This is a genomic window from Pseudomonas sp. 15C (assembly GCF_055484735.1).
In genome coordinates this window covers 20,992-45,247 of the sequence record NZ_JBUDGD010000030.1, presented here as the reverse complement: position 1 = coordinate 45,247, position 24,256 = coordinate 20,992, and the positions used below count along the sequence as shown (strand labels likewise).

The 24,256-nt window shown below is 59.6% G+C and carries 25 protein-coding genes; 13 read left to right on the top strand and 12 right to left on the bottom strand.

The features are described from left to right. Positions 1-137 precede the first annotated feature (137 nt). The 4 genes from ACYYKW_RS16460 to ACYYKW_RS16445 form a co-directional block, all read right to left on the bottom strand. Positions 138-3,824: a calcium-binding protein gene (locus ACYYKW_RS16460; protein WP_464990564.1), complete on the bottom strand. Its 3,687-nt coding sequence runs from the start codon at positions 3,822-3,824 to the stop codon at positions 138-140. 45 nt (positions 3,825-3,869) lie between these two features. After that, positions 3,870-4,499, bottom strand: coding sequence for a LysE family translocator (locus tag ACYYKW_RS16455; RefSeq protein ID WP_336356872.1), 630 nt, complete (start codon positions 4,497-4,499; stop codon positions 3,870-3,872). An 89-nt stretch (positions 4,500-4,588) separates the two neighbouring features. Further along, the gene (locus ACYYKW_RS16450; RefSeq protein ID WP_464990563.1) at positions 4,589-5,938 is read right to left on the bottom strand and encodes an NCS2 family permease; all 1,350 of its coding nucleotides are present in this window, start codon (positions 5,936-5,938) and stop codon (positions 4,589-4,591) included. Between the two features lie 311 nt (positions 5,939-6,249). Further along, positions 6,250-6,696 (bottom strand): MarR family winged helix-turn-helix transcriptional regulator, encoded by a 447-nt coding sequence (locus ACYYKW_RS16445; RefSeq protein WP_093106870.1) that lies wholly within the window; start codon positions 6,694-6,696, stop codon positions 6,250-6,252. A gap of 82 nt (positions 6,697-6,778) precedes the next feature. Between ACYYKW_RS16445 and ACYYKW_RS16440 the strand changes: the two genes are divergently transcribed. Then, positions 6,779-7,945 carry an aminotransferase-like domain-containing protein gene (locus ACYYKW_RS16440; RefSeq protein ID WP_464990562.1) on the top strand — a complete coding sequence of 389 codons (1,167 nt, stop codon included), beginning with the start codon at positions 6,779-6,781 and terminating at the stop codon, positions 7,943-7,945. A gap of 167 nt (positions 7,946-8,112) precedes the next feature. On the opposite strand, the gene ACYYKW_RS16435 is transcribed toward ACYYKW_RS16440, so the two are convergent. The 5 genes from ACYYKW_RS16435 to ACYYKW_RS16415 form a co-directional block, all read right to left on the bottom strand. Beyond that, positions 8,113-8,484, bottom strand: a complete 372-nt coding sequence (locus ACYYKW_RS16435) for a glutathione S-transferase N-terminal domain-containing protein (protein ID WP_464990561.1) — start codon at positions 8,482-8,484, stop codon at positions 8,113-8,115. A 105-nt stretch (positions 8,485-8,589) separates the two neighbouring features. Continuing rightward, entirely contained in the window at positions 8,590-9,135 is a 546-nt protein-coding gene (gene folE, locus ACYYKW_RS16430; RefSeq protein WP_003236739.1) for a GTP cyclohydrolase I FolE, read from the bottom strand. Positions 9,136-9,214: 79 nt separating this feature from the next. Beyond that, the gene (locus tag ACYYKW_RS16425; RefSeq protein ID WP_090282501.1) at positions 9,215-9,772 is read right to left on the bottom strand and encodes a Smr/MutS family protein; all 558 of its coding nucleotides are present in this window, start codon (positions 9,770-9,772) and stop codon (positions 9,215-9,217) included. 73 nt (positions 9,773-9,845) lie between these two features. Continuing rightward, positions 9,846-10,166, bottom strand: coding sequence for a hypothetical protein (locus ACYYKW_RS16420; protein WP_007914024.1), 321 nt, complete (start codon positions 10,164-10,166; stop codon positions 9,846-9,848). A gap of 130 nt (positions 10,167-10,296) precedes the next feature. After that, positions 10,297-10,887, bottom strand: coding sequence for a cysteine hydrolase family protein (locus ACYYKW_RS16415; protein ID WP_090282502.1), 591 nt, complete (start codon positions 10,885-10,887; stop codon positions 10,297-10,299). 238 nt (positions 10,888-11,125) lie between these two features. Between ACYYKW_RS16415 and prmB the strand changes: the two genes are divergently transcribed. After that, on the top strand, positions 11,126-12,034 hold the full coding sequence (gene prmB / locus ACYYKW_RS16410) for a 50S ribosomal protein L3 N(5)-glutamine methyltransferase (RefSeq protein ID WP_090282503.1): 909 nt from the start codon (positions 11,126-11,128) through the stop codon (positions 12,032-12,034). Between the two features lie 124 nt (positions 12,035-12,158). Here prmB and ACYYKW_RS16405 read toward each other — a convergent pair whose 3' ends face one another. Together ACYYKW_RS16405 and ACYYKW_RS16400 are read right to left on the bottom strand one after the other, a co-directional pair. After that, on the bottom strand, positions 12,159-12,950 hold the full coding sequence (locus ACYYKW_RS16405) for a hypothetical protein (protein ID WP_464990560.1): 792 nt from the start codon (positions 12,948-12,950) through the stop codon (positions 12,159-12,161). A gap of 99 nt (positions 12,951-13,049) precedes the next feature. Continuing rightward, positions 13,050-14,003 (bottom strand): alpha/beta hydrolase, encoded by a 954-nt coding sequence (locus tag ACYYKW_RS16400; protein ID WP_464990559.1) that lies wholly within the window; start codon positions 14,001-14,003, stop codon positions 13,050-13,052. A 130-nt stretch (positions 14,004-14,133) separates the two neighbouring features. Between ACYYKW_RS16400 and aroC the strand changes: the two genes are divergently transcribed. The 5 genes from aroC to mtnC all read left to right on the top strand — a co-directional run bounded on the left by aroC (position 14,134) and on the right by mtnC (position 18,351). After that, positions 14,134-15,225, top strand: coding sequence for a chorismate synthase (aroC, locus tag ACYYKW_RS16395; RefSeq protein WP_464990558.1), 1,092 nt, complete (start codon positions 14,134-14,136; stop codon positions 15,223-15,225). Between the two features lie 31 nt (positions 15,226-15,256). Then, on the top strand, positions 15,257-16,402 hold the full coding sequence (locus tag ACYYKW_RS16390) for an MFS transporter (RefSeq protein WP_464990557.1): 1,146 nt from the start codon (positions 15,257-15,259) through the stop codon (positions 16,400-16,402). After that, on the top strand, positions 16,399-17,025 hold the full coding sequence (locus tag ACYYKW_RS16385; protein ID WP_464990556.1) for a methylthioribulose 1-phosphate dehydratase: 627 nt from the start codon (positions 16,399-16,401) through the stop codon (positions 17,023-17,025). Before ACYYKW_RS16390 ends, ACYYKW_RS16385 begins: the two co-directional genes overlap by 4 nt. 92 nt (positions 17,026-17,117) lie before the next feature. Then, positions 17,118-17,663: a 1,2-dihydroxy-3-keto-5-methylthiopentene dioxygenase gene (locus ACYYKW_RS16380; RefSeq protein WP_206415052.1), complete on the top strand. Its 546-nt coding sequence runs from the start codon at positions 17,118-17,120 to the stop codon at positions 17,661-17,663. Positions 17,664-17,667: 4 nt separating this feature from the next. Further along, positions 17,668-18,351, top strand: coding sequence for an acireductone synthase (mtnC, locus tag ACYYKW_RS16375; RefSeq protein WP_093103169.1), 684 nt, complete (start codon positions 17,668-17,670; stop codon positions 18,349-18,351). A gap of 216 nt (positions 18,352-18,567) precedes the next feature. Here the strand turns inward: mtnC and ACYYKW_RS16370 are convergent, their stop codons facing one another. After that, complete coding sequence (locus ACYYKW_RS16370; RefSeq protein ID WP_016773780.1) at positions 18,568-18,846, bottom strand: DUF3509 domain-containing protein; 279 nt, start codon at positions 18,844-18,846, stop codon at positions 18,568-18,570. Positions 18,847-19,229: 383 nt separating this feature from the next. Between ACYYKW_RS16370 and ACYYKW_RS16365 the strand changes: the two genes are divergently transcribed. The 6 genes from ACYYKW_RS16365 to ACYYKW_RS16340 all read left to right on the top strand — a co-directional run bounded on the left by ACYYKW_RS16365 (position 19,230) and on the right by ACYYKW_RS16340 (position 24,120). Then, complete coding sequence (locus ACYYKW_RS16365) at positions 19,230-21,068, top strand: long-chain-acyl-CoA synthetase (RefSeq protein ID WP_464990555.1); 1,839 nt, start codon at positions 19,230-19,232, stop codon at positions 21,066-21,068. 96 nt (positions 21,069-21,164) lie between these two features. Beyond that, positions 21,165-21,683 carry an ankyrin repeat domain-containing protein gene (locus tag ACYYKW_RS16360; RefSeq protein ID WP_394507755.1) on the top strand — a complete coding sequence of 173 codons (519 nt, stop codon included), beginning with the start codon at positions 21,165-21,167 and terminating at the stop codon, positions 21,681-21,683. 86 nt (positions 21,684-21,769) lie between these two features. Further along, a complete protein-coding gene (locus ACYYKW_RS16355) occupies positions 21,770-22,300 on the top strand; it encodes a hypothetical protein (protein WP_464990554.1) in 531 nt (176 codons plus the stop codon). Positions 22,301-22,372: 72 nt separating this feature from the next. Further along, complete coding sequence (locus ACYYKW_RS16350) at positions 22,373-22,564, top strand: PLDc N-terminal domain-containing protein (RefSeq protein ID WP_090282512.1); 192 nt, start codon at positions 22,373-22,375, stop codon at positions 22,562-22,564. Between the two features lie 241 nt (positions 22,565-22,805). Then, a complete protein-coding gene (gene speE / locus ACYYKW_RS16345) occupies positions 22,806-23,681 on the top strand; it encodes a polyamine aminopropyltransferase (RefSeq protein ID WP_090282513.1) in 876 nt (291 codons plus the stop codon). A gap of 205 nt (positions 23,682-23,886) precedes the next feature. Beyond that, complete coding sequence (locus ACYYKW_RS16340) at positions 23,887-24,120, top strand: hypothetical protein (protein ID WP_093103157.1); 234 nt, start codon at positions 23,887-23,889, stop codon at positions 24,118-24,120. Positions 24,121-24,256: the final 136 nt, after the last annotated feature.

Below are 24,256 nucleotides of genomic sequence, written 5' to 3'. Positions count from 1 at the left end.
AGCGCTGTCGGAGCGCTCGCCGTATTGTTCAGGCGCACGCGCAGGCGTCCGGCAAAAGTCGGGTCCGGAACCGGATGTGGAGGTTCAGTCGTTGCTGTTGCGTGGACGTTGTCAGTGCTGACTAGCGGTCGCCCGCGTCATGCCGGTGGGACATCGAGCGCAGGCGGATTGAAAATGTGCGCATCCTGATGGCTGCATCGATTGATGACCTTCAACTGCGAATACTCGACGCGGGATTTGTCGCTGCGCAGGATCCAGCCGTGGGCGGCAAAGCTGTAGCTGAACGCACCGGGCCAGTTGTCGGCAAAGAGGATGTTGCGCACTTTGACTTCTTGATTCGCCATTGACGCGAAGGCGTCGGGGAGGTCTTTTGCCGGGTCGGGTTCATCAAAGAACCGCGCATCGAGTCCATCCGGGTAGACCCGGTCGAAAGAAAGATCCACCACGTGGACGATGCCTTTTTCAGTGATAACGCGGATCTGGTCGATCAGGTCTTCACTTTCATAAACGGGCAAGTGAACCGTGCAGGTACCAATCTGTAATTGGTTGTTTTCCAGTTTGACCTCAACCTTCCCCAGCGCTGTCGCGTCGAGTTCCCAGGTCGATGAGTAAGGCAGCCTGACCGCCGCGTTGGCCAGTGCGCCCGGGGTTGTCAGTCTGATGGTCCGGTCGGCGACAAGGTGAATCAGGTAGGTACCACCTTCACCCTCCAGTGTTTCGAGTGCTGTCTGGTTGGCTCCTGACGCAATAACGGCGCAGACATTTTTGGCGCTGAGCTTCCACGCTTCGTTCGTTGGTAATTGGTAAGTAAACTGCCGCGCACGAAACTCAAGGGGCAGCTTCAGCGCCGTCGTCCAGCACTTGAAGGCATTGATCTGGTAGTTGTCGTCGGCCGGGGCGGCGTCGGTTTCCGGCGTAAGCTGCGCATTCAGTGCAACGCCGTCGTTGAATATCAGCAGATACTGGTGACTGGGGCGGGCGGCCATGGTGCGCAGGATTTTGACCATGTTCCTGGGATCAGAACCGCCTCGCGCCCAGGCAAAATGTTGCAGCGTCAGGGTTTTATCGCCGAAGTGGTAGGTCAGGTCGCAGCCGGCCAGCAGGTCGCTGTTTTTCGCCGATTCGCGGGCGCGGAAGTGAGCTTCGACTTTGCTCAATTCGGTGCTGGCGTAATCCAGATGAATACAGGTGATGACGTCGGGTCGCTCGGCCGAATAGAACGTCGTGCCTTGCCCGGTGCGCGGCAGAAAATAACGCGCTTCATGCTGATGCAGGGTCCAGCATTCAGGGTTGTAATGGATGACGGGTGTTGGAGGCTTGCCGTGTTTCAGGATGACCACTTCGATATCGACCGTCTCGGCGCTCTCGATGGTTTCAGGCAGGTCCGGTCGCAACACGTAGCCATCCTTGGTCAGGAAAGTTATTTTGTTGTTTTTCAAGCGGCGTTGCTTGTCGATCGTTTCATAGACCTCATGAATGAAGACCACGCATTTGGGCCTGTCGAAAAACTCGAATCCGGACGTAAGGACCAGCGAGTTCTTTTCAATGGCCCAGCTTTCGATCAGGCCGATTCGCCATGCAAATTCGATGGTACTTTCCTGCTTGCCGTCTTCGATGATGCAAAAACGACCGTCCTGATGAGCGATGAAATACTCATCGATACCTTCTTCACCCGAGGCTAACGCGCCTTTGTGCAGCAACTGTATCTGGTCGTTACCGGCTCCCGCTTTTATCGTATCGCGGCCGCGGGATTTGATGATGTTACGTTGCTCGGTGCCCGTGACGACGCTTGCGGCACTGTTCACCGTTTCCACATTCTCGATGCTTTCCAGCAGGCTGTGGAATGTAGAATCGGCCCCGTCGTCAGCATCGGAATTGGGCTTTCTCACCTGCAGCGTGCCGGCCTGCAAGTCGATGTCATGGCCCTGTTGCGTGAACTTGAAGCCATCCAGAGCCAGGGTGTCGTTACCTGCGCCGCCTCTCAACTTCGAATACGTCGATCCCTCGACTTTTTTCGAGATGGAATCGGCGGCCGACTGGAATACGAAACGATCGTCCTTTTCGCCACCGGTCAGGTCTTTTATTCCTGAGCCGTACTGGAAGATATTCGATTTCTTTTCCACGCCTTTGATCGAATCACGGCCATCGCCGAGCAGCCACAAAATAATCTTCTCGTCGCCGGCAACCCCCAGCACCGCCCCGAGGGTGTCTTTGGTGACGCCTTCGCGAGCATCGATGGTGTCATCACCACCGCGTATCACCGGGACGTTTTCGGTTTCCCATGCATCGATTTTCGTCCACCAATTGCGTTTCCACACCTGTCTGCTGACCAGATCGACTTCGAATGCGCCATTGACCACCGCTTCGGTGGAATCCTTCAAATCGACGTCCAGCAATCGGCGGGCATTGCGCTTGAGTTGTTCTGTGTGCTGGATCAGGGTTCTGGCCCGGCTGTAGCGATCCTTGACGCCTTGCTCGACGTCCATCATGCAGAACGAGAAAAAGCCCGAGCGCCAGCGTTCGCCGACGGTGAGTTCGATGTAATCATCGATGTCGTCGACGATGCGTACCGCGCCGTAGATCTGCGATCCGATGGCCAGCATCGCGCCGGCCAGCAGGCCTACCGGTCCCACGAACGACAACCCAGCCAGCGCAGCGCTACCGAGAATGATGGTCATGGCCGCGCTGGTGATGCTCAAGCCGGCGCAGACGTAATGGTCGATGGCCTCTTTGCCGGTTGCATGGCTCGCGGCATTCAGCGAGCGAACGGCGGTGTACACATCGAACGGCAGCGTCAGCGCTCCGCCAATCAGTCCACCGGATCGACCGAGCCGCACCGCAAACCTGGTTTTGGCGAAATCCTTGAAAGCGCTTTGCCCGGCCGTCAGCATCTCGGCGGCGATCTTGCTGACCCCGATGTCGATGGCGATAGAGCCGAGTTCCGAGGCAATCCCTACGCTGTTGACGACGACTTCAGCGTTATCACCCGCCTTGACGGCCTGAACCACGCCACGCAAACCCATGAATATGCCGAACGCCTGAAGTCCTACGCTCGAGCCGACGGTCAGGTGCGTCTTGGCCGTGGCAACCCAGCGCCGAGTGTTTTGCGGTAACTGGCTGTGCTGCAGATCGAGTTTCTGTGCCGAACCGAGGAGTTTCTTGATCTTGCTGTGATAACCAGCCGAATCGACATTGTCTTGCGGGTTATCGCGGATCAACGTCGGGGCGGTCAGCGGGCGGCGACTGGCCATGTCGAAGAGCAAGGTCGGCAGCAGGTAAGCGTTGCTGCCGCTCGAAGACTTCATGTGCCGCTCGATCGCGCTGACGTTGAACTGTAACGAGTTGATGAACGAGCGCTGAGGAGTGCGGAAGAAGGTGTTTTTGCTGGTTATAGGTTGGCCGTCGATTGTTGCTCCCAAGGCATCGAGAGAGGCTCGGGTAATCGAGACTTCACCGATCTGCAAAGGGCCGAACACTGAATCGTTGAATTTCAGCTGATCGACCTGACTTTTATTCGAAGTGGCCGCTGGGGTTTCAGCACTGGCGTCGAAATCGATGGTCGAGGCGGTAGGTTCATTGAACTCGATCTTCATGTCCGTGATGACGACCGGGTCAGTTTGTATCGAGGCTTCGCTTATCAGGGTGGCCATGTGAACGTCCTTGTTCTGGCGGGTGGTTGTAAAGACACGCCGAGATAGTACGAGGAGCGTTCCAGGGATGTATATCAACGGGTTGTTGCGGTGTATTGCGCGGCCTGCAGGGGAGCAGGGCGTTGGGAATAGCGAGAGGCGAGGAGAACGCCAGCCTGACCTGGAACAGTTCAAGTCAGACTGGCGGGGAGTCGATAGACCGCGATGCGGTCAAGAATCTCAGTGGCTGCTGAGCAGAGAAGCGGCGCCGGCACCGCCGAACAGACCGGCACTGATGCGGTTGAACCAGCTTTGCCCCTTGCCGCTGCGCAGGTAACGCGCCGCGCCGTGGGCACCGAGGCCGTAGGCCAGTTTGCACAGCAGATCCAGCACGGTCCAGGTGGCGATCATCACCAGCAGTTGCGGCAGGAAAGGTTGCTCGGCGCTGAGGAACTGCGGCAGGAACGCGGCGAAAAACAGGATGTCTTTCGGATTGCTCGCGCCCAGTACGAAGGCGCGAGTGAACAACGCGCGAAAGCGCGGCACGGGCGCCGCTAGCGGTACGTCGGCACCGACCGACGGCTGGCGCGACTGTTGCCAGCTCTGCCAGGCGAGATAGAACAGGTACAGCGCGCCGACAATTTTAAGCGCGCTGAACAGTTGCTCGGAAGCGAGCAACAATGCGCCCAGCCCCAATGCCGAAGCGCTGAGCAGACAGATCGATGCCGTCACGCCGCCAAGGAACGCCGGGTATGAACGGCGCAACCCGTAGTTCAGGCTGTTGCTGATCATCAGCAACGACAGCGGCCCCGGAATGAGGATCACCACCAGCGCAGCGCCACTGAACAGCAGCCAGGTTTCCAGACTCATCTTGTTGCTCCTTTTTTTGTTGTGTTCATGAATGTGCAAAAGCCCCACCGGCGAGGGTGGGGCTGTCTGGAAACGGGACCGCGTAGCGCTTAGAGGAAGATGAACTTGGCGATGAAGATCGCGCAGAGCACCCACAGGCTGACGGAGATTTCCTTGTACTTGCCGGTCCCGGCCTTCAACGCCACGTAGGTGATGAAGCCCAGTGCAATGCCGTCGGCGACCGAAAAGGTCAGCGGCATCATGATCGCGGTGACGATGGCCGGAATCGCGTCAGTGGCTTCGTCCCATTCGATATGGGCCATGCCGCCCATCATCAGCATCGCGACGTAGATCAGCGCACCGGCAGTGGCATACGCGGGAATCATGCCGGCCAGCGGTGCGAAAAACATCGCCGCTATAAATAGCACACCTACGGTGACGGCGGTAAGACCAGTCCGACCGCCAGCGGCCACGCCGGCAGCACTTTCCACGTAGCTGGTGACCGGCGGAACACCGACCACAGCGCCGAATACGCTGGAGGCACTGTCGGCTTTCATCGCCCGCGAAAGGTTTTCGATGCGACCGTCAGGGTTGACCAGATTGGCGCGTTGAGCGACACCCATCAGCGTGCCGGCGGTGTCGAACATGTGCACGAACAGGAAGGCGAGGACCACGCTGATCATGCTGACGTTGAACACGCCGGCGACGTTCATGGCCATCCAGGTCGGCGCCAGGCTTGGCGGGGCGGACATGACGCCCTGGTAGTGAACGATGCCCAGGCCCCAACCGGCGAGGGTAACGGTGATGATGCTGATGAGTATGGCGCCGAAGACTTTGTGGTAGCTGAGGATCGCGATCATCAGAAAGCAGATCGCAGCGAGCAGCGGGCCGGGTTCGCGCAGCGAGCCAAGCTTGATCAGGGTGGCCGGGCTATCGACGACGATGCCAGCGGTTTTCAGACCGATCAGGCCGAGAAACAGGCCGACGCCGGCGCCCATCGCGAAGCGCAGGCTGACCGGGATACTGTTGAGCAGCCATTCGCGGATGCGCGAGAACGTCAGGATCATGAACAGCACACCGGAAACGAACACCGCGCCCAGTGCGGTTTCCCAGTTGTAGCCCATGGTTCCGACGACGGTGTAGGTGAAGAATGCGTTGAGGCCCATGCCTGGCGCCAGACCCACCGGCCAGTTCGCGTAGAGGCCCATCAACAGGCAGCCCAGCGCGGCGGCGATACACGTGGCGACGAAGGCTGCACCATGATCGATCCCGGCGTCGGCCATGATGTTCGGGTTGACGAAGATGATGTAAGCCATGGTGATGAAGGTCGTCAGACCGGCAATCAGCTCGGTCTTCACCGTGGTGCCATGCAAGCTGAGTTTAAACAGACGCTCCAGCAGGCCAGTGCGTAAGGGCGGCGAGAGATCCAGCGGCGATGCTTCGGATTTGCGGCTTTCCACAGCGAGTACTCCTCAAGAGTTTTATTGTTATTTCCAGGGCCGGACCCATGAGGGGTGGCAGCGGCCCTTTGAGGCATACGCGAATTTGTTGACCATGCGGTCAGGAACTCGCACGCTGTGGATTATGCTTTTGTGTACAAATAAAGCAAATATTGTTTTTGGTTTTGTCTTCAGTTTGTCCATTGATAGGGATATATGGCCCTTCAGGCCCTATCGGCAAGCCAGCTTCACAGGAATCGTGGGTGTCTTCATATCTGTGTACTCCCCTGATCACTGTGGGAGCTGGCTTGCCAGCGATGAGGCCCGAACAGTCAATCGAGAGCTGCCTGGCTTTTACCCAGTGCCACATTCACCGCCAGCCAGCCATTCACCGCCGCCTCGCCAGCCTCGGCAAACACCCGCTCGAGTAATTTCACCTGCTCGCGGCGCAGCGCCTGCTCGAACTTTGCGCCTTCCGCTGTCAACTCCAGCAGGCGCTTACGCTTGTCGGTCTGCGACGCCACGCTGTCGACCAGATGCATTTCCTGCAACTGGCGCAGCGGCATGTTCAGCGCCTGTTTGCTCACGCCGAGCAGCGCGAGCAACTCCTTCACGCTCAGATTCGGGTAACGCGCGATGAAAAACACGATGCGCTGATGCACCCGCGACAGTCCGCGGCGCTCGAGCATTTCGTCTGCCTTGGCAGTGAACGCCTGATAGCCGAAGAAAAACGCTTCCATGGCCTGCTGCTGGCTGATCGGGTTTTTAAGGTCAAGCATGTTGACGTACTCGCTCACGTTGGCGTAATTTCAGTCAACCAGTTTGACTCATTTTCCTCACGCCTCGCTACCGGTGACTTCCATGGCTTTTTCCGAACGTGTCACGCGCCTTAAAAGTTCTTTGATCCGCGAAATCCTTGCGGCCGCCCAGCGTCCGGAGGTGATGTCGTTTGCCGGTGGCTTGCCCGCCGAGGCCATGCTGCCGAAAGTCGAGTGGGCCGACATGCCGCTTTCGCTCGGCCAGTACGGCATGAGCGAGGGTGAACCGGCGTTGCGTGAAGCCTTGGCGGCGCAGGCGAGGGCGCTCGGGCTTGATTGCCTGGCGAGTCAGGTGCTGGTGGTCAGCGGTTCGCAGCAAACTCTCGATCTGGCGGCGAAGCTGTACATCGACAAGGGCACAGAAATTCTGCTGGAAGCGCCGACCTATCTCGCCGCGCTGCAGATATTCCAGCTGTTCGGCGCCGATTGCCTGACCGTCGCGCAAGAGGTCGACGGCCCGAATCTGGCGCAATTGCGCGAGCGCCTGGAACAGCATCGTCCCGCATTCATCTACCTGATCCCGACCTTTCAGAACCCGTCCGCCGTGCGCTACAGCGAAGCCAAGCGTGCTGCCGTCGCCGCGCTGCTCGATGAATTCGGCGTGACGTTGATCGAAGACGAGCCCTATCGCGAACTGACGTTCGACGGCGCCAGCGCCAGACCGATCGCCGGCCGCTTGCAGAACGCCAGCTGGATCTACACCGGCACCGTGTCGAAAACCCTGCTGCCGGGATTGCGCGTCGGTTATCTGATTGCCAGCCCCGACCTGTTCCCGCATTTGCTCAAACTCAAGCAGTCGGCCGATCTGCACACCAATCGCATCGGCCAATGGCAGGCGCTGCAGTGGATCGGCAGCGACAAGTATCAGCAACATTTGAGCGAGCTGCGCGGGTTCTACCGGCAACGGCGCGATGCGTTTCAAGCGGCGCTGGAGAAGCATTTTGCTGAATTGGCGGATTGGGAAACGCCGCAGGGCGGGCTGTTTTTCTGGCTGACACTCAAGCAACCGTTGGACACGCGAACGTTGCTCAACGATGCCTTGGCCAACGATGTGGCGTTCATGCCGGGTGAGCCGTTTTTTCCGGATCCGGATAACCATCCTGGGCATCTGCGCCTGAACTTCAGCCACATCGACCCGGCGCGGCTGGATGAAGGGCTCAAGAGATTAGCGGCGGTGGTGCGCAAGGCGCAGTTGGATGAAGCGGCCTGACAAAACAAATAAACCGGCTCGTGGCCGGTTTATTTTTGTCTGGAATTTTTGGTGTCTGGGAAGGCCTCATCGCTGGCAAGCCAGCTCCCACAGGTTTTTTGAATGCCACAGATCAATGTGGGAGCTGGCTTGCCAGCGACGGGGCCATCAGCAACTCCGCCCAACCATCAGACCGCCGAAAACCGCTTGTCCAGATAATCAATGATCACCTTGGATTCATACATCCAGGTCGTCTGGCCATTCTCTTCAATGCGCAGGCAAGGCACCTTGATGCGGCCGCCCTGTTCCAGCAGGGTCTGGCGGTCCTGTTCGTTGTTCTTCGCGTCTTTCAGTGCCACCGGCACATTCAGGCGACGCAGCGTGCGACGGGTCTTCACGCAGAACGGGCAGGCATGGAACTGATACAGGGTCAGGTCCTTGGCAGCGGCGTCGACTTGCGCCTGAGCCGCGGCCGGGCGTTTTTTCTTGCCCGGGCGGGTGATGAAATCGACGAAGATAACCAGTTGGCCGAGGCCGACACGAAGCGCTTTGACGAACACGTTGAAAGCCTCACGGTGCGAATTGAGAAAGGCGCGCAGCTTACCCGATTTTTCGCGGACGAAAAAAAACCGGCGATGAAAGCCGGTTTTTTCTGCGGCGGCGAATTACTTGATGAGGCTGAGGAATTCGCTGCGGGTCGCGGCGTTTTCGCGGAATTCACCGAGCATCACCGAGGTGATCATCGACGAGTTCTGCTTCTCCACACCACGCATCATCATGCACATGTGCTTGGCCTCGATCACCACGGCCACACCCAGCGCACCGGTCACCTGCAACACGGCATCGGCGATCTGGCGGCTGAGGTTTTCCTGAATCTGCAGGCGGCGAGCGTACATGTCGACGATCCGCGCGACCTTCGACAGGCCCAGTACCTTGCCGCTCGGGATGTAGGCCACATGCGCCTTGCCGATGAACGGCAGCAGATGGTGTTCGCACAACGAATACAGCTCGATGTCCTTGACCAGCACCATTTCGCTGTTGTCGGAGCTGAACAGGGCACCGTTGGTGACCTCTTCGAGCGTCTGTTCATAACCGCGGCAGAGGTACTGCATGGCTTTGGCGGCACGCTTTGGCGTGTCGAGCAGGCCCTCGCGGGAGACGTCCTCGCCCAGTTGGCCGAGAATCGCGGTGTAATTCTGTTCCAGGGACATGAAACTACCTGTGGGGGGATTTTCGCAAGCGGCAAGGGTACGGCGGCGGACACAACCCTGCAAGTTCGGTGTAACGCGATTATTCGTCGCGGCCTTCCATCATTGTGCGTTTGAGCATCACGTAAACCGCGCCGGCGCCGCCGTGTTTCGCCTGGCAGGAACAAAAACCGAGTACCTGGGCGTGCTGGCGCAGCCAGGTGTTGACGTGGCTTTTGATCATCGGCCGCTTGCCATCGAGACGCACAGCCTTGCCGTGGGTCACGCGCACGCAGCGGATTTCAAATTTCGTCGCTTCGGCCAGAAAGGCCCAGAGGGTTTCCCGGGCCTTCTCGACGCTCATGCCATGCAGGTCGAGGCTGCCTTCGAACGGGATCTGGCCGATCTTGAGCTTGCGCATCTGACTTTCCTGCACCCCGTCGCGGGCCCACATCAGCTCGTCTTCCGGGCCGACGTCGATCACGAACTGGTCGGACAGGCCGTCGATGATGGTGGTGTTGCTGCGCACGGTGGCGGACTGGCGCAATTTGGCGATCTGCGCGCGGTCAGCCTTGGGTTTGCCGGTGTCGGCGCGGTCGTGCTTGATCGGCTTGACGCCTTGGATGGCACTTTTGAACAGGGAAAAATCGTCGTCTTGCATGTCAGCCTCCGCGAAGGGCGGCCAGTTTACCCAAGTCGAAACAAAACGGCCCGGCAAAAAGCCAGGCCGTCGGTCAGTCGTGTTTTTTCATCAGGTGCGGGGACATGTTCAGTTCCCGCGATTGCCGTGCGCGACGGCGGCAGCGGCGCCACAGGGCGACACCGAAATACAGAAACAGCAGACCGACCGCCAGAATGATTGCCGAGCCCATCGGCGTGGCGTTCAAGTCACCCAGCGCCGGTGGGCGCCCGAGCAGGCTGGCCGCCCCGGCCATCGCCAGCAGCACGCCGAACGTCGCCAGAATGGCAGCGATCGCAGCGCCAAATCGAAAACGCCAGTTGCTTTGGCCTTTGGGCCGCAAGCGGCGTGCGTCAAATCCATCGGATAACTTCATTCCGACCTTCCTCAATGGGTATCGGCCCTTCGACCGGGAGTTGACCGGGTTGTTCCTGAGGCTATGGCATTTGCGGCAAATCAACGGGCTTAATGGATGAGCGGCGCCGCAAGCCGCTCATCCGCGCAGATCAGATCAGGTCTTGCGTCAGGGCGAGGGTGGCGAAGTTGTCCGCCATGATCGCCATTTCCGCTTCCTGGACTTGCTCGGCCTTGAGCACGCCGCCCTTGAACGGCAAGTCGCGGGTGGCACATGCGTCTTCGACCAGGGTGCAGCGAAAACCCAGATTCTTCGCTGCACGCACCGTGGTGCTGACGCTGGAATGGCTCATGAAACCGCAGACGATCAGATCCAGCGAGCCCAGATTCTGCAGGCGGTCGAGCAATTCGGTACCGTGGAACGCGCTCGGCAGCAGTTTGCCGATGATGGTTTCATCACCTTGCGGCTCCAGGCCCGGGATGAATTCGCCGCGCTCGCCCTGCGGGTCGAACAGTCCACCGACGGTGCCGAGGTGACGCACGTGCACGATCGGCCGACCGGCGGCACGGGCTGCGGCAACCAGTTGTTTGATGTTCGCGACGGCCGCGTCCATGCCGCTCAGGGCCAGCGGGCCACTGAGATATTCTTTCTGGGCATCGATGATGACCACGGTGGCATGACTCAGTGTGGCCGCTGCGTAACCGCGACCGCTGAGTTGAAACATCGTTTTTGGAACGGACATTCTGGGGCTCCTTGGGGTGGGGCTTTTGCGACATTGTCCTCTGGCTGAGCGCTTCTGTGAATCGCTACCATCGTAGGCACCGTCGTTATTGGCCTGCAGCCTTGTCAAGTTACACCTTCTGTTCAATAGCTGATGCAAAAAACAGAAAACTCCTACTGTCGCCGCACGGGTTTTCCTGCGTCGTCGTCACGCGTTTTGGCTGTTAGAATCGCCAGTCGTTTTTTCAGGAGTTCTGCCCGTGATCACTTCCCGACTTCGTACCCTGCGCGACCATATCCGTTGGGCCGTCAGCCGCTTCCATGGGGAGGATCTGTTTTTCGGCCATGGCACCGACAATGCCTGGGACGAAGCCCGGCAACTGGTGCTGGGTGCGCTGCACCTGCCGTGGGAGATCGCCGACAGCTACCTCGATTGCGCGCTGGAAGACGACGAACTGGTCAACCTGCAGCGCCTGCTCAAGCGCCGCATCGAAGAACGCATTCCTACGGCGTACCTGCTGGGCGAAGCGTGGTTCTGCGGCATGTCGTTTATCGTCGATGATCGCGTGTTGATCCCGCGTTCACCGATTGGCGAGTTGATCGAGAACCGCTTTGCGCCGTGGCTCGGTAGCGAACCGGCGCGGATTCTTGACCTGTGCACCGGTTCTGGTTGCATCGGTATTGCCTGCGCCTACGAATTTCAGAATGCTGAAGTAGTGTTGGCAGATCTGTCGTTCGAAGCGCTGGAAGTGGCCAATCAGAACATCGAGCGCCATGGCGTCGACGAGCGCGTCTATACCGTGCAGGGCGATGGTTTCGATGGTTTGCCGGGGCAGCGTTTCGACCTGATCGTGTCGAACCCGCCTTACGTGGACGCGGAAGATTTCGCCGACATGCCGGACGAATATCAACATGAGCCTGAGCTGGGCCTGGCCTGTGGCGATGATGGCTTGAACCTGGTGCGGCGCATGCTCGCCGAAGCGGCAGATCACCTGACCGAGAAGGGCTTGCTGATTGTTGAAGTGGGCAACAGCCAGGTGCACGTCGAGGCGTTGTACCCGGAAGTGGATTTTGCCTGGCTCGAATTCGCCCGTGGCGGGCATGGTGTGTTCATGCTGACGGCAGAGCAGTGCCGCAACCATCAGGCCCTGTTCGCGTCCCGCGTCTGACCCTTAAAAGCATCGCGGGCAAGCCCGCTCCCACAGGTTTTTGTGTGTACCGCAACATTCGGGTAGGCGCAAAACCTGTGGGAGCGTGGCTTGCCCGCGATGGGACCGCCTCGGTCTTGAATCTTTACCGGTGCGTAGCAATCCAGATCAACAACCCCGCCTGAAACACCGCAAACGCCACCAGACAGGTAATGGTGAAACGCAACCCGGCGTCTTCACGTTTGAACTTGCTGACTTTCTCTTCCTGCTTTTTCAGCTTCACTTCCTGCTCGGCCAGATTCTGCTCGGCCTGCTGGAGCATCTGCGCCGCTTCAAGAATCTCGACGATCTGCAGCTTTTCGCTGTTCCAGTCGCCGAGCAGGTCGCCGACCTGCACGGTCTTGATGCTGCCTTTGAGATGCTGGGCATCGGCATACGCCACATCGAAACCGTGTACCCGCAGAAAATGATCGCGACGCAGACGGGTGTCTTCGTTCAGTGCGTCCTTGTTGTTCAGGTCCATGCCGTCGACGGTGTAGCCGGGCCAGCGTTTTTTCGCCCAGTTGATGCCTTGCGCGGCGATGAAACGGCCGATGCCACGGTTCAGCGGTTCGATCTGCAAGCCGCTGTCGGGGCCGAAACGCACACGCTTGGTGCTGTGATCGGCCCACACGTCGAGGACGTTCTGTTCCTTGCGCACGCGCTGGCCGGGCAGTTTGATCGCCATGCGCATCAGGCTGTGTTCTTTGCTGTGACGCTCGGCGTAACCGAATTCGACAAAGCGCAGCGGCCGGCCGCCGGTATGGCGATCGGTCTGCAGCGGCGCCAGGCGGAGCATCTTGTGGTGCTCGGCGTGAACATCCGCCCACGGCAGCTCGACCGCTGGCGGTGCGTCTTTTTCAGCGGTGGTGTCGGGTGAAGTCTGGGTATCAGTCATAACGGCGCGATCCTGTCCATGCCCTGCTTGTCACCAGCCGTTGCGCTGGCGACAAAGGCTTATCGGCCGGTTTTTCAAGGACTGGAGGGTAAACAGCGGTTAACGGGAGCGAAGTCCGTCAATAAAACCGAGGATCGCCGAACCAAGCTCGGCGGCCAGCGGCAAATTCGGGTCCTTGTACGAGGCCAATTGCCGCTTCATGTCGTTGTGCACGATGCGCAGCACATGGTTCATGCCTTCGATCACCACCAGCTGCGCGTCCGGTTTCGCCGCTTTGAGCAGCTTCGCGTCTTCGGTGCCGACCTGAATGTCATTGCTGCCCTGAACGATCAGCGCCGGCATGTGCAACTGCGCAAAGGCTTTGGCGGGGTCCTGACGGAACAGCGAAATCAGGTATGGCTGCACACTCGGGCGGAAAATTACCTGCAACGGTTGCGGCACATTGTCGTCGGTGCGACCGGCCTTGAGGCTGTCGAGCAGTTCATTGCTGCGCAGCATCAGCGGCGGCGGCAGGCTGCGCGCCAGTTGTTCGCGGATCACCTGATCGACCGGTCGAGCGCTGCCGGACAAGGAAATCACCGCCGCCGCATCGAGTGTCGGCGCGGCGAGGCTGGCGATCAGCGCACCTTCGCTGTGACCAAGGACGATCAGCGGGCCGAAACGCGGGTCGGCCTTGAGCTTCTGCCCCCAAGCCACGGCATCCGCCGCATAAGCCTCCACCGACAGATTGCGCTCGTCCGGCGTCGCGGCGAGGCTCGCGGCCACTCCGCGCTTGTCGTAACGCACGCTGGCGATGTTGTGTTTGGCCAGCACCCAGGCCAAACGCTTGAGGCTGTCATTGCGCCCGCCGTCGGGGTTGTTACCGTCGCGATCGGTAGGACCGGAGCCGGAAATGATCAGGACAACCGGCACCGGGCTGTCAGACTTTGGCAGCAACAGTGAACCGAAAAGTTCGCCGTTGCCCGTAGTCAAAGTCATTGGCCGTTGCAGGACCGTCGCTTGGGCAAAGCCCGTGAACAGGGTAAGACTCAAAATCAAAACTCGCAGCATCATCACGCCATCATTCGCCAAGGTGCCGGTTGGACTCGCCAACACCGCCAAGGTTCGAGGATGAACTACTCGGTTAGCCTGCGTATACTGGCGCGCATCAAGAATTCGGGTTTGATTTCACGGAGCGTCCTGCATGTCCGGCAATACCTACGGCAAGTTGTTCACTGTCACCACCGCTGGCGAAAGCCATGGTCCGGCGTTGGTCGCCATTGTCGACGGCTGCCCGCCGGGCCTGGAGATTTCCCTGGAAGATCTGCAGCGCGACCTCGATCGCCGCAAGCCGGGCACCAGCCGCCACACCACTCAACGCCAGGAAGCCGATGAAGTCGAAATCCTTTCCGGCGTGTTCGAAGGGCGCACCACCGGCTGCTCAATCGGCCTGTTGATCCGCAATACCGACCAGAAGTCCAAGGACTACTCGGCGATCAAGGATCTGTTCCGCCCGGCCCACGCCGACTACACCTACCACCAAAAGTACGGCGAGCGCGATTATCGCGGCGGCGGTCGCAGCTCGGCGCGCGAAACCGCAATGCGCGTGGCGGCGGGGGCGATTGCGAAGAAGTACCTGGCCAGCCAAGGCATCGTCATTCGTGGCTACATGAGCCAGCTCGGCCCGATCGAAATCCCGTTCAAGACCTGGGATTCGGTGGAAGAAAACGCCTTTTTCAGCCCCGACCCGGACAAAGTGCCGGAGCTGGAAGCCTACATGGACCAGTTGCGTCGCGATCAGGACTCGGTCGGCGCGAAGATCACCGTGGTTGCCGAAGGCGTCATGCCTGGCTTGGGCGAGCCGATTTTCGACCGTCTCGACGCCGAACTGGCCCACGCGCTGATGAGCATCAACGCGGTCAAGGGCGTGGAAATCGGTGCCGGTTTCGCCTCGGTAGCCCAGCGCGGCACCGAGCACCGCGACGAAATGACTCCGGAAGGTTTCCTCAGCAACAACGCCGGCGGCATTCTCGGTGGCATTTCTTCGGGCCAGCCGATCGTCGCGCATCTGGCGTTGAAGCCGACATCAAGTATCACCACCCCGGGCCGTTCGATCGATATTCACGGCAACCCGGTCGACGTGATCACCAAGGGCCGTCACGACCCGTGCGTCGGCATCCGTGCCACGCCGATTGCCGAGGCGATGATGGCCATCGTGCTGATGGATCACCTGTTGCGCCACCGTGGGCAGAACGCCGACGTGCGCGTGAGTACTCCGGTGCTGGGTCAGCTTTGATGGCTGACTCGTCGAACGCCGCGGCCTGAGCGTGGCGGCGCTTCCTTACTGGCGGCTGTCCAGTTTCTATCTGTTCTATTTCGCCTTGCTCGGTTCGACGGCGCCGTTTCTGGCGCTGTACTTCGATCATCTTGGCTTCAGCGCGGCGCGCATCGGTGAGCTGGTGGCGATCCCGATGTTGATGCGCTGCGTGGCGCCGAACATCTGGGGCTGGCTCGGCGACTACACCGGCAGGCGTCTGGCCATCGTGCGCTTTGGCGCGGTGTGCACGCTGCTGACCTTTTCGCTGATCTTTGTCAGCAAGAGCTACGCCTGGCTGGCGATGGTCATGGCCCTGCATGCGTTTTTCTGGCACGCGGTACTGCCACAGTTCGAAGTCATCACCCTGGCGCACTTGCAGGGCCAGACTTCGCGCTACAGCCAGATCCGCCTGTGGGGCTCGATCGGTTTCATCATCACCGTGGTTGCGCTGGGCCGGTTGTTCGAATGGTTGAGCCTGGACATTTACCCGGCGGCGCTGGTATTGATCATGGCCGGCATCGTCCTCAGCAGCCTGTGGGTGCCCAATGCGCAGCCGCCGCAAGGCAATCGACCGAGCGGCGAGGGCTTTCTCAAGCAGTTGCGCAACCCCGGCGTGCTGGCGTTTTATGCCTGCGTGGCGCTGATGCAGATGAGCCACGGCCCGTATTACACCTTTCTGACCTTGCACCTTGAGCGACTCGGTTACAGTCGCGGCGTGATCGGCATGCTGTGGGCGGTGGGGGTGGTGGCCGAGGTTTTGATGTTCATGGCCATGAGCCGGATTCTCGCGCGGTTTTCCCTGCGGCGGGTGCTGATGGCTAGCTTTCTGCTGGCGGCGCTGCGTTGGGTGTTGCTGGGCACATTTGCCGAATTTCTCTGGGTGCTGCTGTTCGCCCAGGTGCTGCATGCGGCGACTTTCGGCAGCTTTCACGCCGCTGCCATCGCGTTCGTGCAACGTAGCTTCGGCGCACGTCAACAAGGCCAGGGCCAGGCGCTGTACGCGGCGCTGGCCGGCACCGGCGGTGCGCTTGGCGCGCTGTATTCCGGCTACAGCTGGAATGCCCTGGGCGCGACATTGACGTTCAGTATTGCCAGTCTCGCGGCGCTCGCCGCGGCCGTTATCATTGCCACACGTATGCAAGAGGACAGGCCATGAGCCTTACCCGTGAACAACTCGCTCAGCAAATCGTCGACGCCGGGCGCTTTCTCTACGGTCGCGGCTGGTCGCCGGCCACCAGCAGCAACTATTCGACGCGCCTGTCGCCGAGCGAAGCGCTGCTGACCGTGTCGGGCAAGCACAAGGGCCAGTTGGGCCTGGACGATGTGCTTGCCACCGATCTCTCCGGCAACAGTCTGGAGCCGGGCAAAAGGCCCTCCGCCGAAACCCTGCTGCACACCCAGCTTTATAGCTGGCGCGCGGAGATCGGCGCGGTGCTGCACACCCATTCGGTGAACGCCACGGTGCTGTCGCGCCTGACGCCGGACGACTTTATTGAGTTCGAAGACTACGAACTGCAAAAAGCCTTCAGCGGCATCTCGACCCACGAATCGCGCGTGCGTGTGCCGATTTTCGACAACGATCAGGACATTGCGCGCCTCGCCGCCAAGGTGCAGCCTTGGCTTGACGCCCATCCCGATTGCGTCGGCTACCTTATTCGCGGCCACGGCCTGTACACCTGGGGCGCGCAGATGAGCGACGCGCTGCGGCAGATCGAGGCCTTTGAATTTCTGTTTGAATGCGAGTTGAAAACCCGCAGCGTCATGAACCGCCAAGGCTGACTTCACCACAAGCAGCCCGTTTGCCTGATCAAATGCACTGCCCGACCGGTCTGCAAGAGCCGGACGGCAAGGCCGATACCGAGGAATTGCCCATGAGCAGCCTGTCCGTTTACCACGTTTCCAGCCCTGAGATTCCCAACAAGGTGCTGACCCATTTCGAAGACATCGCCTCGACGCTGGCCGAGCAGGGCGTGCGCTTCGACCGCTGGCAAGCCGCGGCGAAGATTCAGCCCGGCGCCACCCAGGAAGAGGTGATCAGCGCTTATAAAGAGCAGATCGACCAACTGATGACCGAGCGTGGCTACATCACCGTCGATGTGATCAGCCTCAACAGCGATCATCCGCAAAAAGCCGAATTGCGCGCCAAGTTCCTCGAAGAGCATCGGCACGGTGAAGACGAAGTCAGATTTTTCGTCGCCGGCCGTGGCTTGTTTACCCTGCACATCGACGATTACGTCTATGCGGTGCTTTGCGAGAAGAACGATCTGATCTCGGTTCCGGCAGGCACCAGGCACTGGTTCGACATGGGCGAACATCCGCATTTTGTCGCGATCCGTCTGTTCAACAACCCGGAAGGCTGGGTTGCCAATTTCACCGGCGAAGACATCGCCGGCCGCTTCCCGCGTCTGGAGGATTGAGCCCGTGTCGATCAAAGCCATCCTCACCGATATCGAAGGCACCACCAGCGCGGTCAGTTTCGTGTTCGACGTGCTGTTTCCGTACGCGGCCAAACATCTGCCGGACTTCGTGCGCCAGAACGCAGAGCGTGCCGATGTCGCCGAACAGCTTGATGCCGTGCGCCGTGACAGCAACGAGCCGAACGCGGACATTGAACGGGTTGTTGAAATCCTCCTTGGCTGGATCGCCGAAGATCGCAAAGCCACGCCGCTCAAGGCCCTGCAAGGCATGGTCTGGGCTGAGGGTTATCACGCCGGGCAATTGAAGGGGCATGTTTACCCGGATGCCGTTGAAGCCCTGCAACGTTGGCATCAGGCCGGTTATCAACTGTTTGTCTACTCGTCCGGCTCGATTCAGGCGCAAAAGCTGATTTTCGGCTGCTCGGAGGCGGGGGATCTGACGCCGCTGTTCAGCGGTTACTTCGACACCACGTCGGGCGGCAAGCGCGAGGCGCAGTCTTACACCAACATCCAGCAAGCGCTGGGCGTGGCGCCCGAGGAAATCCTGTTCCTTTCGGATATCGTCGAAGAACTGGACGCGGCGCAAGCCGCTGGCCTGCAGACCTGCGGCCTGGCGCGTGAAGGCGGGGAGCTGGGAAGCCACATCACCGTCGACAGCTTCACCGGCATCGAACCCGAAGCCTTCTAAGTACACATAAGCCCAATGTGGGAGCCAGCCTGCTGGCGATAGCGGCAGATCAGCAAAACAGATGTCGCCTGACCCACCGCAATCGCCAGCAGGCTGGCTCCCACAGGGTTTTGTGGCCAACAAAACAAGCAAACTGGTCTCACAGGGTTTTGTGGCGGACAAAAACAAACAGGCCGTGAAGCGCATGCTCCACGGCCTGTTTTTGTTTAAAGCGAGTTACAGCGAGTGATACGTCGGCAGGGCAAAACGCTGCTGGCTCTGCAGCATTGCAATTTGCGGCAGCTCACTGGCTTGTTCGGCCAGGTCACGACGGATTGCACTGATCGCCCACGACAGTTGGTCGCCAGCGTGCAGTTGCTGATACGAGAGTGCGCGTTTGAAGACTTTGCCGTCGCTGCTACGCAGAGTGAGCAGGATGCCACCGTCAGGACGTGGGGCAGTGCTGACTTCGTAGTTGGAGAACAGCGATGTAAATTTTTCTTGAATCAGGCTCATGTCATCAGCTCCGTATGTACTTGAATGGCAAGCATGCACAGGAGGTTGCAGCGTTTGTGCCAGCATTTATGATTTAAAAAATGCTTTAAAAACAACGCGTTATGAGATCGATGGATTTTGATCGTCGTGCAAACTGCATGAATGGCCATCGTGCATCCTGCATTTTGCGGGATTATTCCTGGCACCATGGAACCAAATTCCGGAGTGAAGATCGTCGCTGGGGCCGCGCGACCGGCGGATACAAAACATTGCAAAAACCGCGTGTACAGCCCGCAAAGCGCTGACGTATTTTCAAGCTCGACCCGCGCTCGAAGGCGCCGGTTGCTTCAAGCCAGGCCCGACAATAAAAACATCGGCCAGCCAAGGTCGAACGGGGAGCTTTCATGCGTCACGCGCCAAGCGACACGATTACCTGGGGCATGATGCTCCGCAAGCTGCCGATGATTGCCAAAGCCATCCCGCGGGTGGTCAAGGGCATGAAAGCGGCCAACGTCACGGACCCGACGAAGAGCTGCGGTCTTGGCTGGACGTTCGAACAAGCGACGCTGCGCAACCCCGACGGCCCGGCATTGATGCAGGACGATGTGCGGCTGACTTACGCGCAGGTCAATCAATGGGCCAATCGCATCGCTCACTACCTGAGCGGGGAGGGCATCGGTAAGGGCGACGTAGTGGCGGTGTTTATCGAGAACCGCCCGGAATTGCTGGTGACCATTCTGGCGCTGGCCAAGGTCGGCGCGGTCAGTGCCTTGCTCAATACCGCACAGACCCGCGATACGCTGATTCACAGTGTCAATCTGGTCGCTCCGGTGGCGATCGTGGTCGGCGACGAGTTGCTGCCTGCGTTTGCCGCCGTCCGCGAGCAAGTGTCGATTGCCGCGCAACGCATCTGGTTCGTGGCCGATCAGGACACCTTCAGCCATCCGGGCATCGCGCCCGACGGCTTCATCAACCTGATCAGCGCCAGCGCCGATGCCAGCAGCGACAACCCGCCGAGCAGCCAGCAGATCTTCTGCAACGATCCGTGTTTCTACATCTACACCTCTGGCACCACCGGCCTGCCCAAGGCCGGGGTGTTCAAGCATGGGCGCTGGATGCGCAGCTCCGCCAGTTTCGGCACGATCGCCCTCGACATGAGCTCTGACGACGTCGTCTATTGCACCTTGCCGCTATACCACGCTACCGGTTTGTGCGTGTGTTGGGGTTCGGCGGTCAACGGCGCCGCGGGTTTTGCGATCCGGCGCAAATTCAGCGCCAGTCAGTTCTGGAACGACGTACGCCGCTATCGCGCGACCACCATCGGCTACGTCGGCGAGTTGTGCCGCTATCTGGTCGATCAGCCCCTGAGTGCCGACGACAGTCGTCACGATGTACGCAAGATGATCGGCAACGGTCTGCGCCCCGGCGCATGGGCCGAGTTCAAGAGCCGTTTTGCTGTGGAGCACATCTGCGAGCTGTACGCGGCGAGCGACGGCAATATCGGTTTCACCAACGTGCTCAACTTTGACAACACCATCGGTTTCTCGCTGATGGCCTGGGAGCTGGTGGCCTACGATCACGACAGTGGCGAGCCGCTGCGCAGCGCCGATGGTTTCATGCGCAAGGTCGGCAAGGGCGAGGAGGGGCTGTTGCTGGCGCGGATCGACGAAAAAGCCCCGCTGGACGGCTACACCGACCCGCAGAAAACCGCCAGGGTCGTGCTGCAAGACGTCTTCACCCAAGGTGACCGTTATTTCAACACCGGCGATCTACTGCGCAACATCGGCTTCGGTCATGCGCAATTTGTCGACCGCCTCGGTGACACTTATCGCTGGAAGGGCGAGAACGTCTCGACCACAGAAGTCGAAAATCTCCTGCTGCAACACTCGCACATCTCCGAGGCGGTGGCGTACGGCGTGGAAATCCCCGACACCAACGGCCGCGCCGGGATGGCGGCAATCACTCCAGCGGAATCCCTGGCGACGCTGGATTTCGCCGAGCTGCTGGCCTTCGCCCGCGAGCGCCTGCCGTCCTATGCGGTGCCGTTGTTCCTGCGGGTCAAGGTGAAAATGGAAACCACCGGCACCTTCAAATACCAGAAAACCCGTCTCAAGAATGAAGGCTTCGACCCCAGCCAGACGGGGGGCGACCCGATTTATGCGTGGCTGCCCGGCACGCAGACGTATAGCCGAGTCACCGAGCCGGTGCTGGCGGAAATTCTCGAGGGCAAGCATCGTTATTGATTTCGGCTATCGCTGTGCTGTGGAAAAAGAGGGTGACAGTTTTCCTCTGCCTCGGGAAACTGTCGGCTTTCCGATTGACCGAAGTGGAGTTGCCCCATGTCCGACCAAAGCCGCCAGATGACCCCGGAAGAAGCTGCCGAATTCACCGAGCAGGTCTTCAACAAGGCGCGTGACGGTGATGCCGAAATGCTTGATCGTTTGGTGACGGCCGGTTTGCCGGTGAACCTGAAAAACAGCAAGGGCGACACCTTGCTGATGCTCGCCAGCTACTACGGTCACGTCGATGCCGTGAATGTGTTGCTCAAGCACAAGGCTGATCCGGAAATGCGCAATGGCAATGGCCAGAGCCCGATTGCCGGCGCCGCGTTCAAAGGTGATCTGGCGGTGGTCAAAGCGCTGGTCGAAGCAGGTGCCGAGATCGAAGGTTCGTCCTTTGATGGCCGTACCGCGTTGATGATGGCGGCGATGTTCAATCGTGTTGCAATCGTCGATTACCTGATCAGCAAGGGCGCCGATCCCAAGGCCAAGGATGCCAATGGCGTTACCGCGCTCGACGCAGCGCGGACCATGGGTGCCGTCGATACCACCGCGCAACTCGAGAAGCTGTTGGGCTGAAATCCGCCCCGCCGGACTGTGGCGAAGCAGAGAATGCGCTATCCTTCGCGCCCTTGAAATCTCCCTTCGCCACAGGATCCGCCCTCATGAAAGCCGCACTCGTCGAACTCATCAGCAAAATCAGCTCCGGCTGCATGGGCGAGGACGAGATCCTGAAAGTGGCAGACGAAGCGGCGCAAGCCTACGCCGATGCCGACGCCTTTCTGACCGCCAACCCGGACATCAATTACGACGACACTTTCCCGATTCCGTTGGGAGAGTGGGTGGTGGTGGGCAGCCTGCCTGAAACCGTGCTGTTCCAGGCCGATACCTACGCTGATCTGTTCGCACAAATCGTCGCCTCGTTCGGGCCCGGCGTGGACTTCAACCTCAAGCCCAAGCAACTGGCCAGGACCGAAGCCCTGACCGCGCTCAATCGCATTCAGGTGCAGATGAGCAGTCTGAACAAGGTAAATGGCGGCTACACGCTGATGAATTTCAGCCAGTTGCTCGACGACGAACTGCAGATGGTGCTGGTCTACGGCAACGACGTGCCGCGCGTACTGGAGCTGTGCGCCGAACTCGGCATCAGCGCTGCACCGGCACTCGAAGCCTTGAAGGTCGCCGTTTACGTCTGATTCGCAATAAAACGGAACCCTGCGCAAGGCCGTCTATCCTAGAAGTGCATGCCACTATTCTGGAGCGACATTATGGGTTCCACGTTCAACGGTCTGATCGGCCTGATCATCCTCGCCCTCGACATCTGGGCCATCATCAATGTGCTGAAAAGCGGCGCGTCCACCGGAATGAAAATTGTCTGGGTGCTGCTGATCATCCTCCTGCCGGTGCTGGGCCTGATCATCTGGGCGATTGCCGGACCGCGGGGCAATGTGCGGGTCTGACCTGATGTCAGGATCACCGCAGTACCCTGTAGGAGTGAGCCTGCTCGCGATAGCTATCTATCAGTCAATATCTCTGTGGCTGGCAAACCGCAATCGCGAGCAGGCTCACTACTACAAAGGATTGTGCTCCGACGGTGAAGTGAGGTTCGACCTGTCATCTTCGGCAACGTAGAATGCGCGCCTTTCCCGGGCAATCGTTCCCCACGATTGGCGCCCGCGCATTTCATCGGAGCACTTGACCATGACCGTCACCAAAACCAGCGAGTACCTGGAAACCCTCTACGAAGGCTACGGCCAGCGTTTTCGCATGGAAAAACTGCTGCACGAAGTGCGCACCGAACACCAGCATCTGGTGATTTTCCAGAACCCGCGCATGGGCCGGGTGATGGCGCTGGACGGCGTGATCCAGACCACCGAAGCCGACGAATTCATCTACCACGAAATGCTCACCCATGTGCCGATCCTCGCCCACGGCAGCGCCAAGCGTGTGCTGATCATCGGTGGCGGTGACGGCGGCATGCTGCGCGAAGTGACCAAGCACGCTGGCGTCGAGCACATCACCATGGTCGAAATCGACGGCACCGTGGTCGACATGTGCAAAGAGTTCCTGCCGAACCACTCCGCCGGCGCCTATGACGATCCACGCCTGAACCTGGTGATCGACGACGGCATGCGTTTCGTCGCCACCACCACGGAAAAATTCGACGTGATCATCTCCGACTCCACCGACCCGATCGGCCCGGGCGAAGTGTTGTTTTCGGAGAACTTCTACCAGGCCTGCCACCGCTGCCTAAACGAGGGCGGCATCCTGGTCACGCAGAACGGCACACCGTTCATGCAGATCGACGAAGTGAAGACCACCGCCGGTCGCCTCAACAGCCTGTTCCCGGACTGGCATTTCTATCAGGCGGCGGTGCCGACCTACATCGGCGGTTCGATGACCTTCGCCTGGGGCTCGACCAACCCGGCCTACCGCAAACTCAGCCGTGAGACCCTGCAACAGCGCTTCATCGGCAGCGGCATCGTCACCCGTTACTACAACCCGGAAATTCACATCGGCGCATTCGCCTTGCCGCAATACGTGCTGCAGGCGATCAACAAGCCGGGCAATAACTGATTTTCAACACAGTACCGCTGTAGGAGTGAGCCTGCTCGCGAGAGCTGTTTATCAGTCGATATCTGTGTGACTGGCAAACCGCAATCGCGAGCAGACTCACTCCTGCAATTTGATCATCGCCCTGTGTAATCCTTTTGAACCAACTATCGCGGCAAAACGTCCAGATAGAGGTAAGCCCATCTACGGGTTGATCGAGGAGGCACTGATGCAAAAGTGGAAAGTCACTTTCGTGGATGATCATGGTGAAATCGTTGATGAAATCTTCGAACGTGAGGAATGCCCGACCGACGATGAAGCCGCCCGGCTGATCAAGGAAAGGCTCCTTCCGGTGGCTGCCCAACTGGATCTGAACGATCTGGAAGGACGCACCGCCGATGCTGGCGTTAAAAACCTCAAGACCCAGAACGGCATCGAGATCCGCAGCATCACGCCAATCTGAACACTTCCTGTCATCTCGTAAACCAGGCCTTGGCAGCGCCGCTCTCTTGCGGCTACTCTGCAAGGGAGATCAGCGAATGGATCGCTAAGGTCTGGTCTTGTCAGCTACATGCTTGTTTCCCGCATGCAACCGCAGC

Coding starts and splice junctions, on each gene's coding strand:
- ACYYKW_RS16455 (WP_336356872.1), bottom strand. CDS start 4,499: ATGAGTCTGGAAACCTGGCTGCTGTTCAGTGGCGCTGCGCTGGTGGTG.
- ACYYKW_RS16445 (WP_093106870.1), bottom strand. CDS start 6,696: ATGCTTGACCTTAAAAACCCGATCAGCCAGCAGCAGGCCATGGAAGCG.
- ACYYKW_RS16440 (WP_464990562.1), top strand. CDS start 6,779: ATGGCTTTTTCCGAACGTGTCACGCGCCTTAAAAGTTCTTTGATCCGC.
- folE (WP_003236739.1), bottom strand. CDS start 9,135: ATGTCCCTGGAACAGAATTACACCGCGATTCTCGGCCAACTGGGCGAG.
- ACYYKW_RS16425 (WP_090282501.1), bottom strand. CDS start 9,772: ATGCAAGACGACGATTTTTCCCTGTTCAAAAGTGCCATCCAAGGCGTC.
- ACYYKW_RS16420 (WP_007914024.1), bottom strand. CDS start 10,166: ATGAAGTTATCCGATGGATTTGACGCACGCCGCTTGCGGCCCAAAGGC.
- ACYYKW_RS16415 (WP_090282502.1), bottom strand. CDS start 10,887: ATGTCCGTTCCAAAAACGATGTTTCAACTCAGCGGTCGCGGTTACGCA.
- ACYYKW_RS16405 (WP_464990560.1), bottom strand. CDS start 12,950: ATGACTGATACCCAGACTTCACCCGACACCACCGCTGAAAAAGACGCA.
- ACYYKW_RS16400 (WP_464990559.1), bottom strand. CDS start 14,003: ATGATGCTGCGAGTTTTGATTTTGAGTCTTACCCTGTTCACGGGCTTT.
- aroC (WP_464990558.1), top strand. CDS start 14,134: ATGTCCGGCAATACCTACGGCAAGTTGTTCACTGTCACCACCGCTGGC.
- ACYYKW_RS16385 (WP_464990556.1), top strand. CDS start 16,399: ATGAGCCTTACCCGTGAACAACTCGCTCAGCAAATCGTCGACGCCGGG.
- ACYYKW_RS16380 (WP_206415052.1), top strand. CDS start 17,118: ATGAGCAGCCTGTCCGTTTACCACGTTTCCAGCCCTGAGATTCCCAAC.
- ACYYKW_RS16370 (WP_016773780.1), bottom strand. CDS start 18,846: ATGAGCCTGATTCAAGAAAAATTTACATCGCTGTTCTCCAACTACGAA.
- ACYYKW_RS16365 (WP_464990555.1), top strand. CDS start 19,230: ATGCGTCACGCGCCAAGCGACACGATTACCTGGGGCATGATGCTCCGC.
- ACYYKW_RS16360 (WP_394507755.1), top strand. CDS start 21,165: ATGTCCGACCAAAGCCGCCAGATGACCCCGGAAGAAGCTGCCGAATTC.
- ACYYKW_RS16355 (WP_464990554.1), top strand. CDS start 21,770: ATGAAAGCCGCACTCGTCGAACTCATCAGCAAAATCAGCTCCGGCTGC.
- ACYYKW_RS16350 (WP_090282512.1), top strand. CDS start 22,373: ATGGGTTCCACGTTCAACGGTCTGATCGGCCTGATCATCCTCGCCCTC.
- speE (WP_090282513.1), top strand. CDS start 22,806: ATGACCGTCACCAAAACCAGCGAGTACCTGGAAACCCTCTACGAAGGC.
- ACYYKW_RS16340 (WP_093103157.1), top strand. CDS start 23,887: ATGCAAAAGTGGAAAGTCACTTTCGTGGATGATCATGGTGAAATCGTT.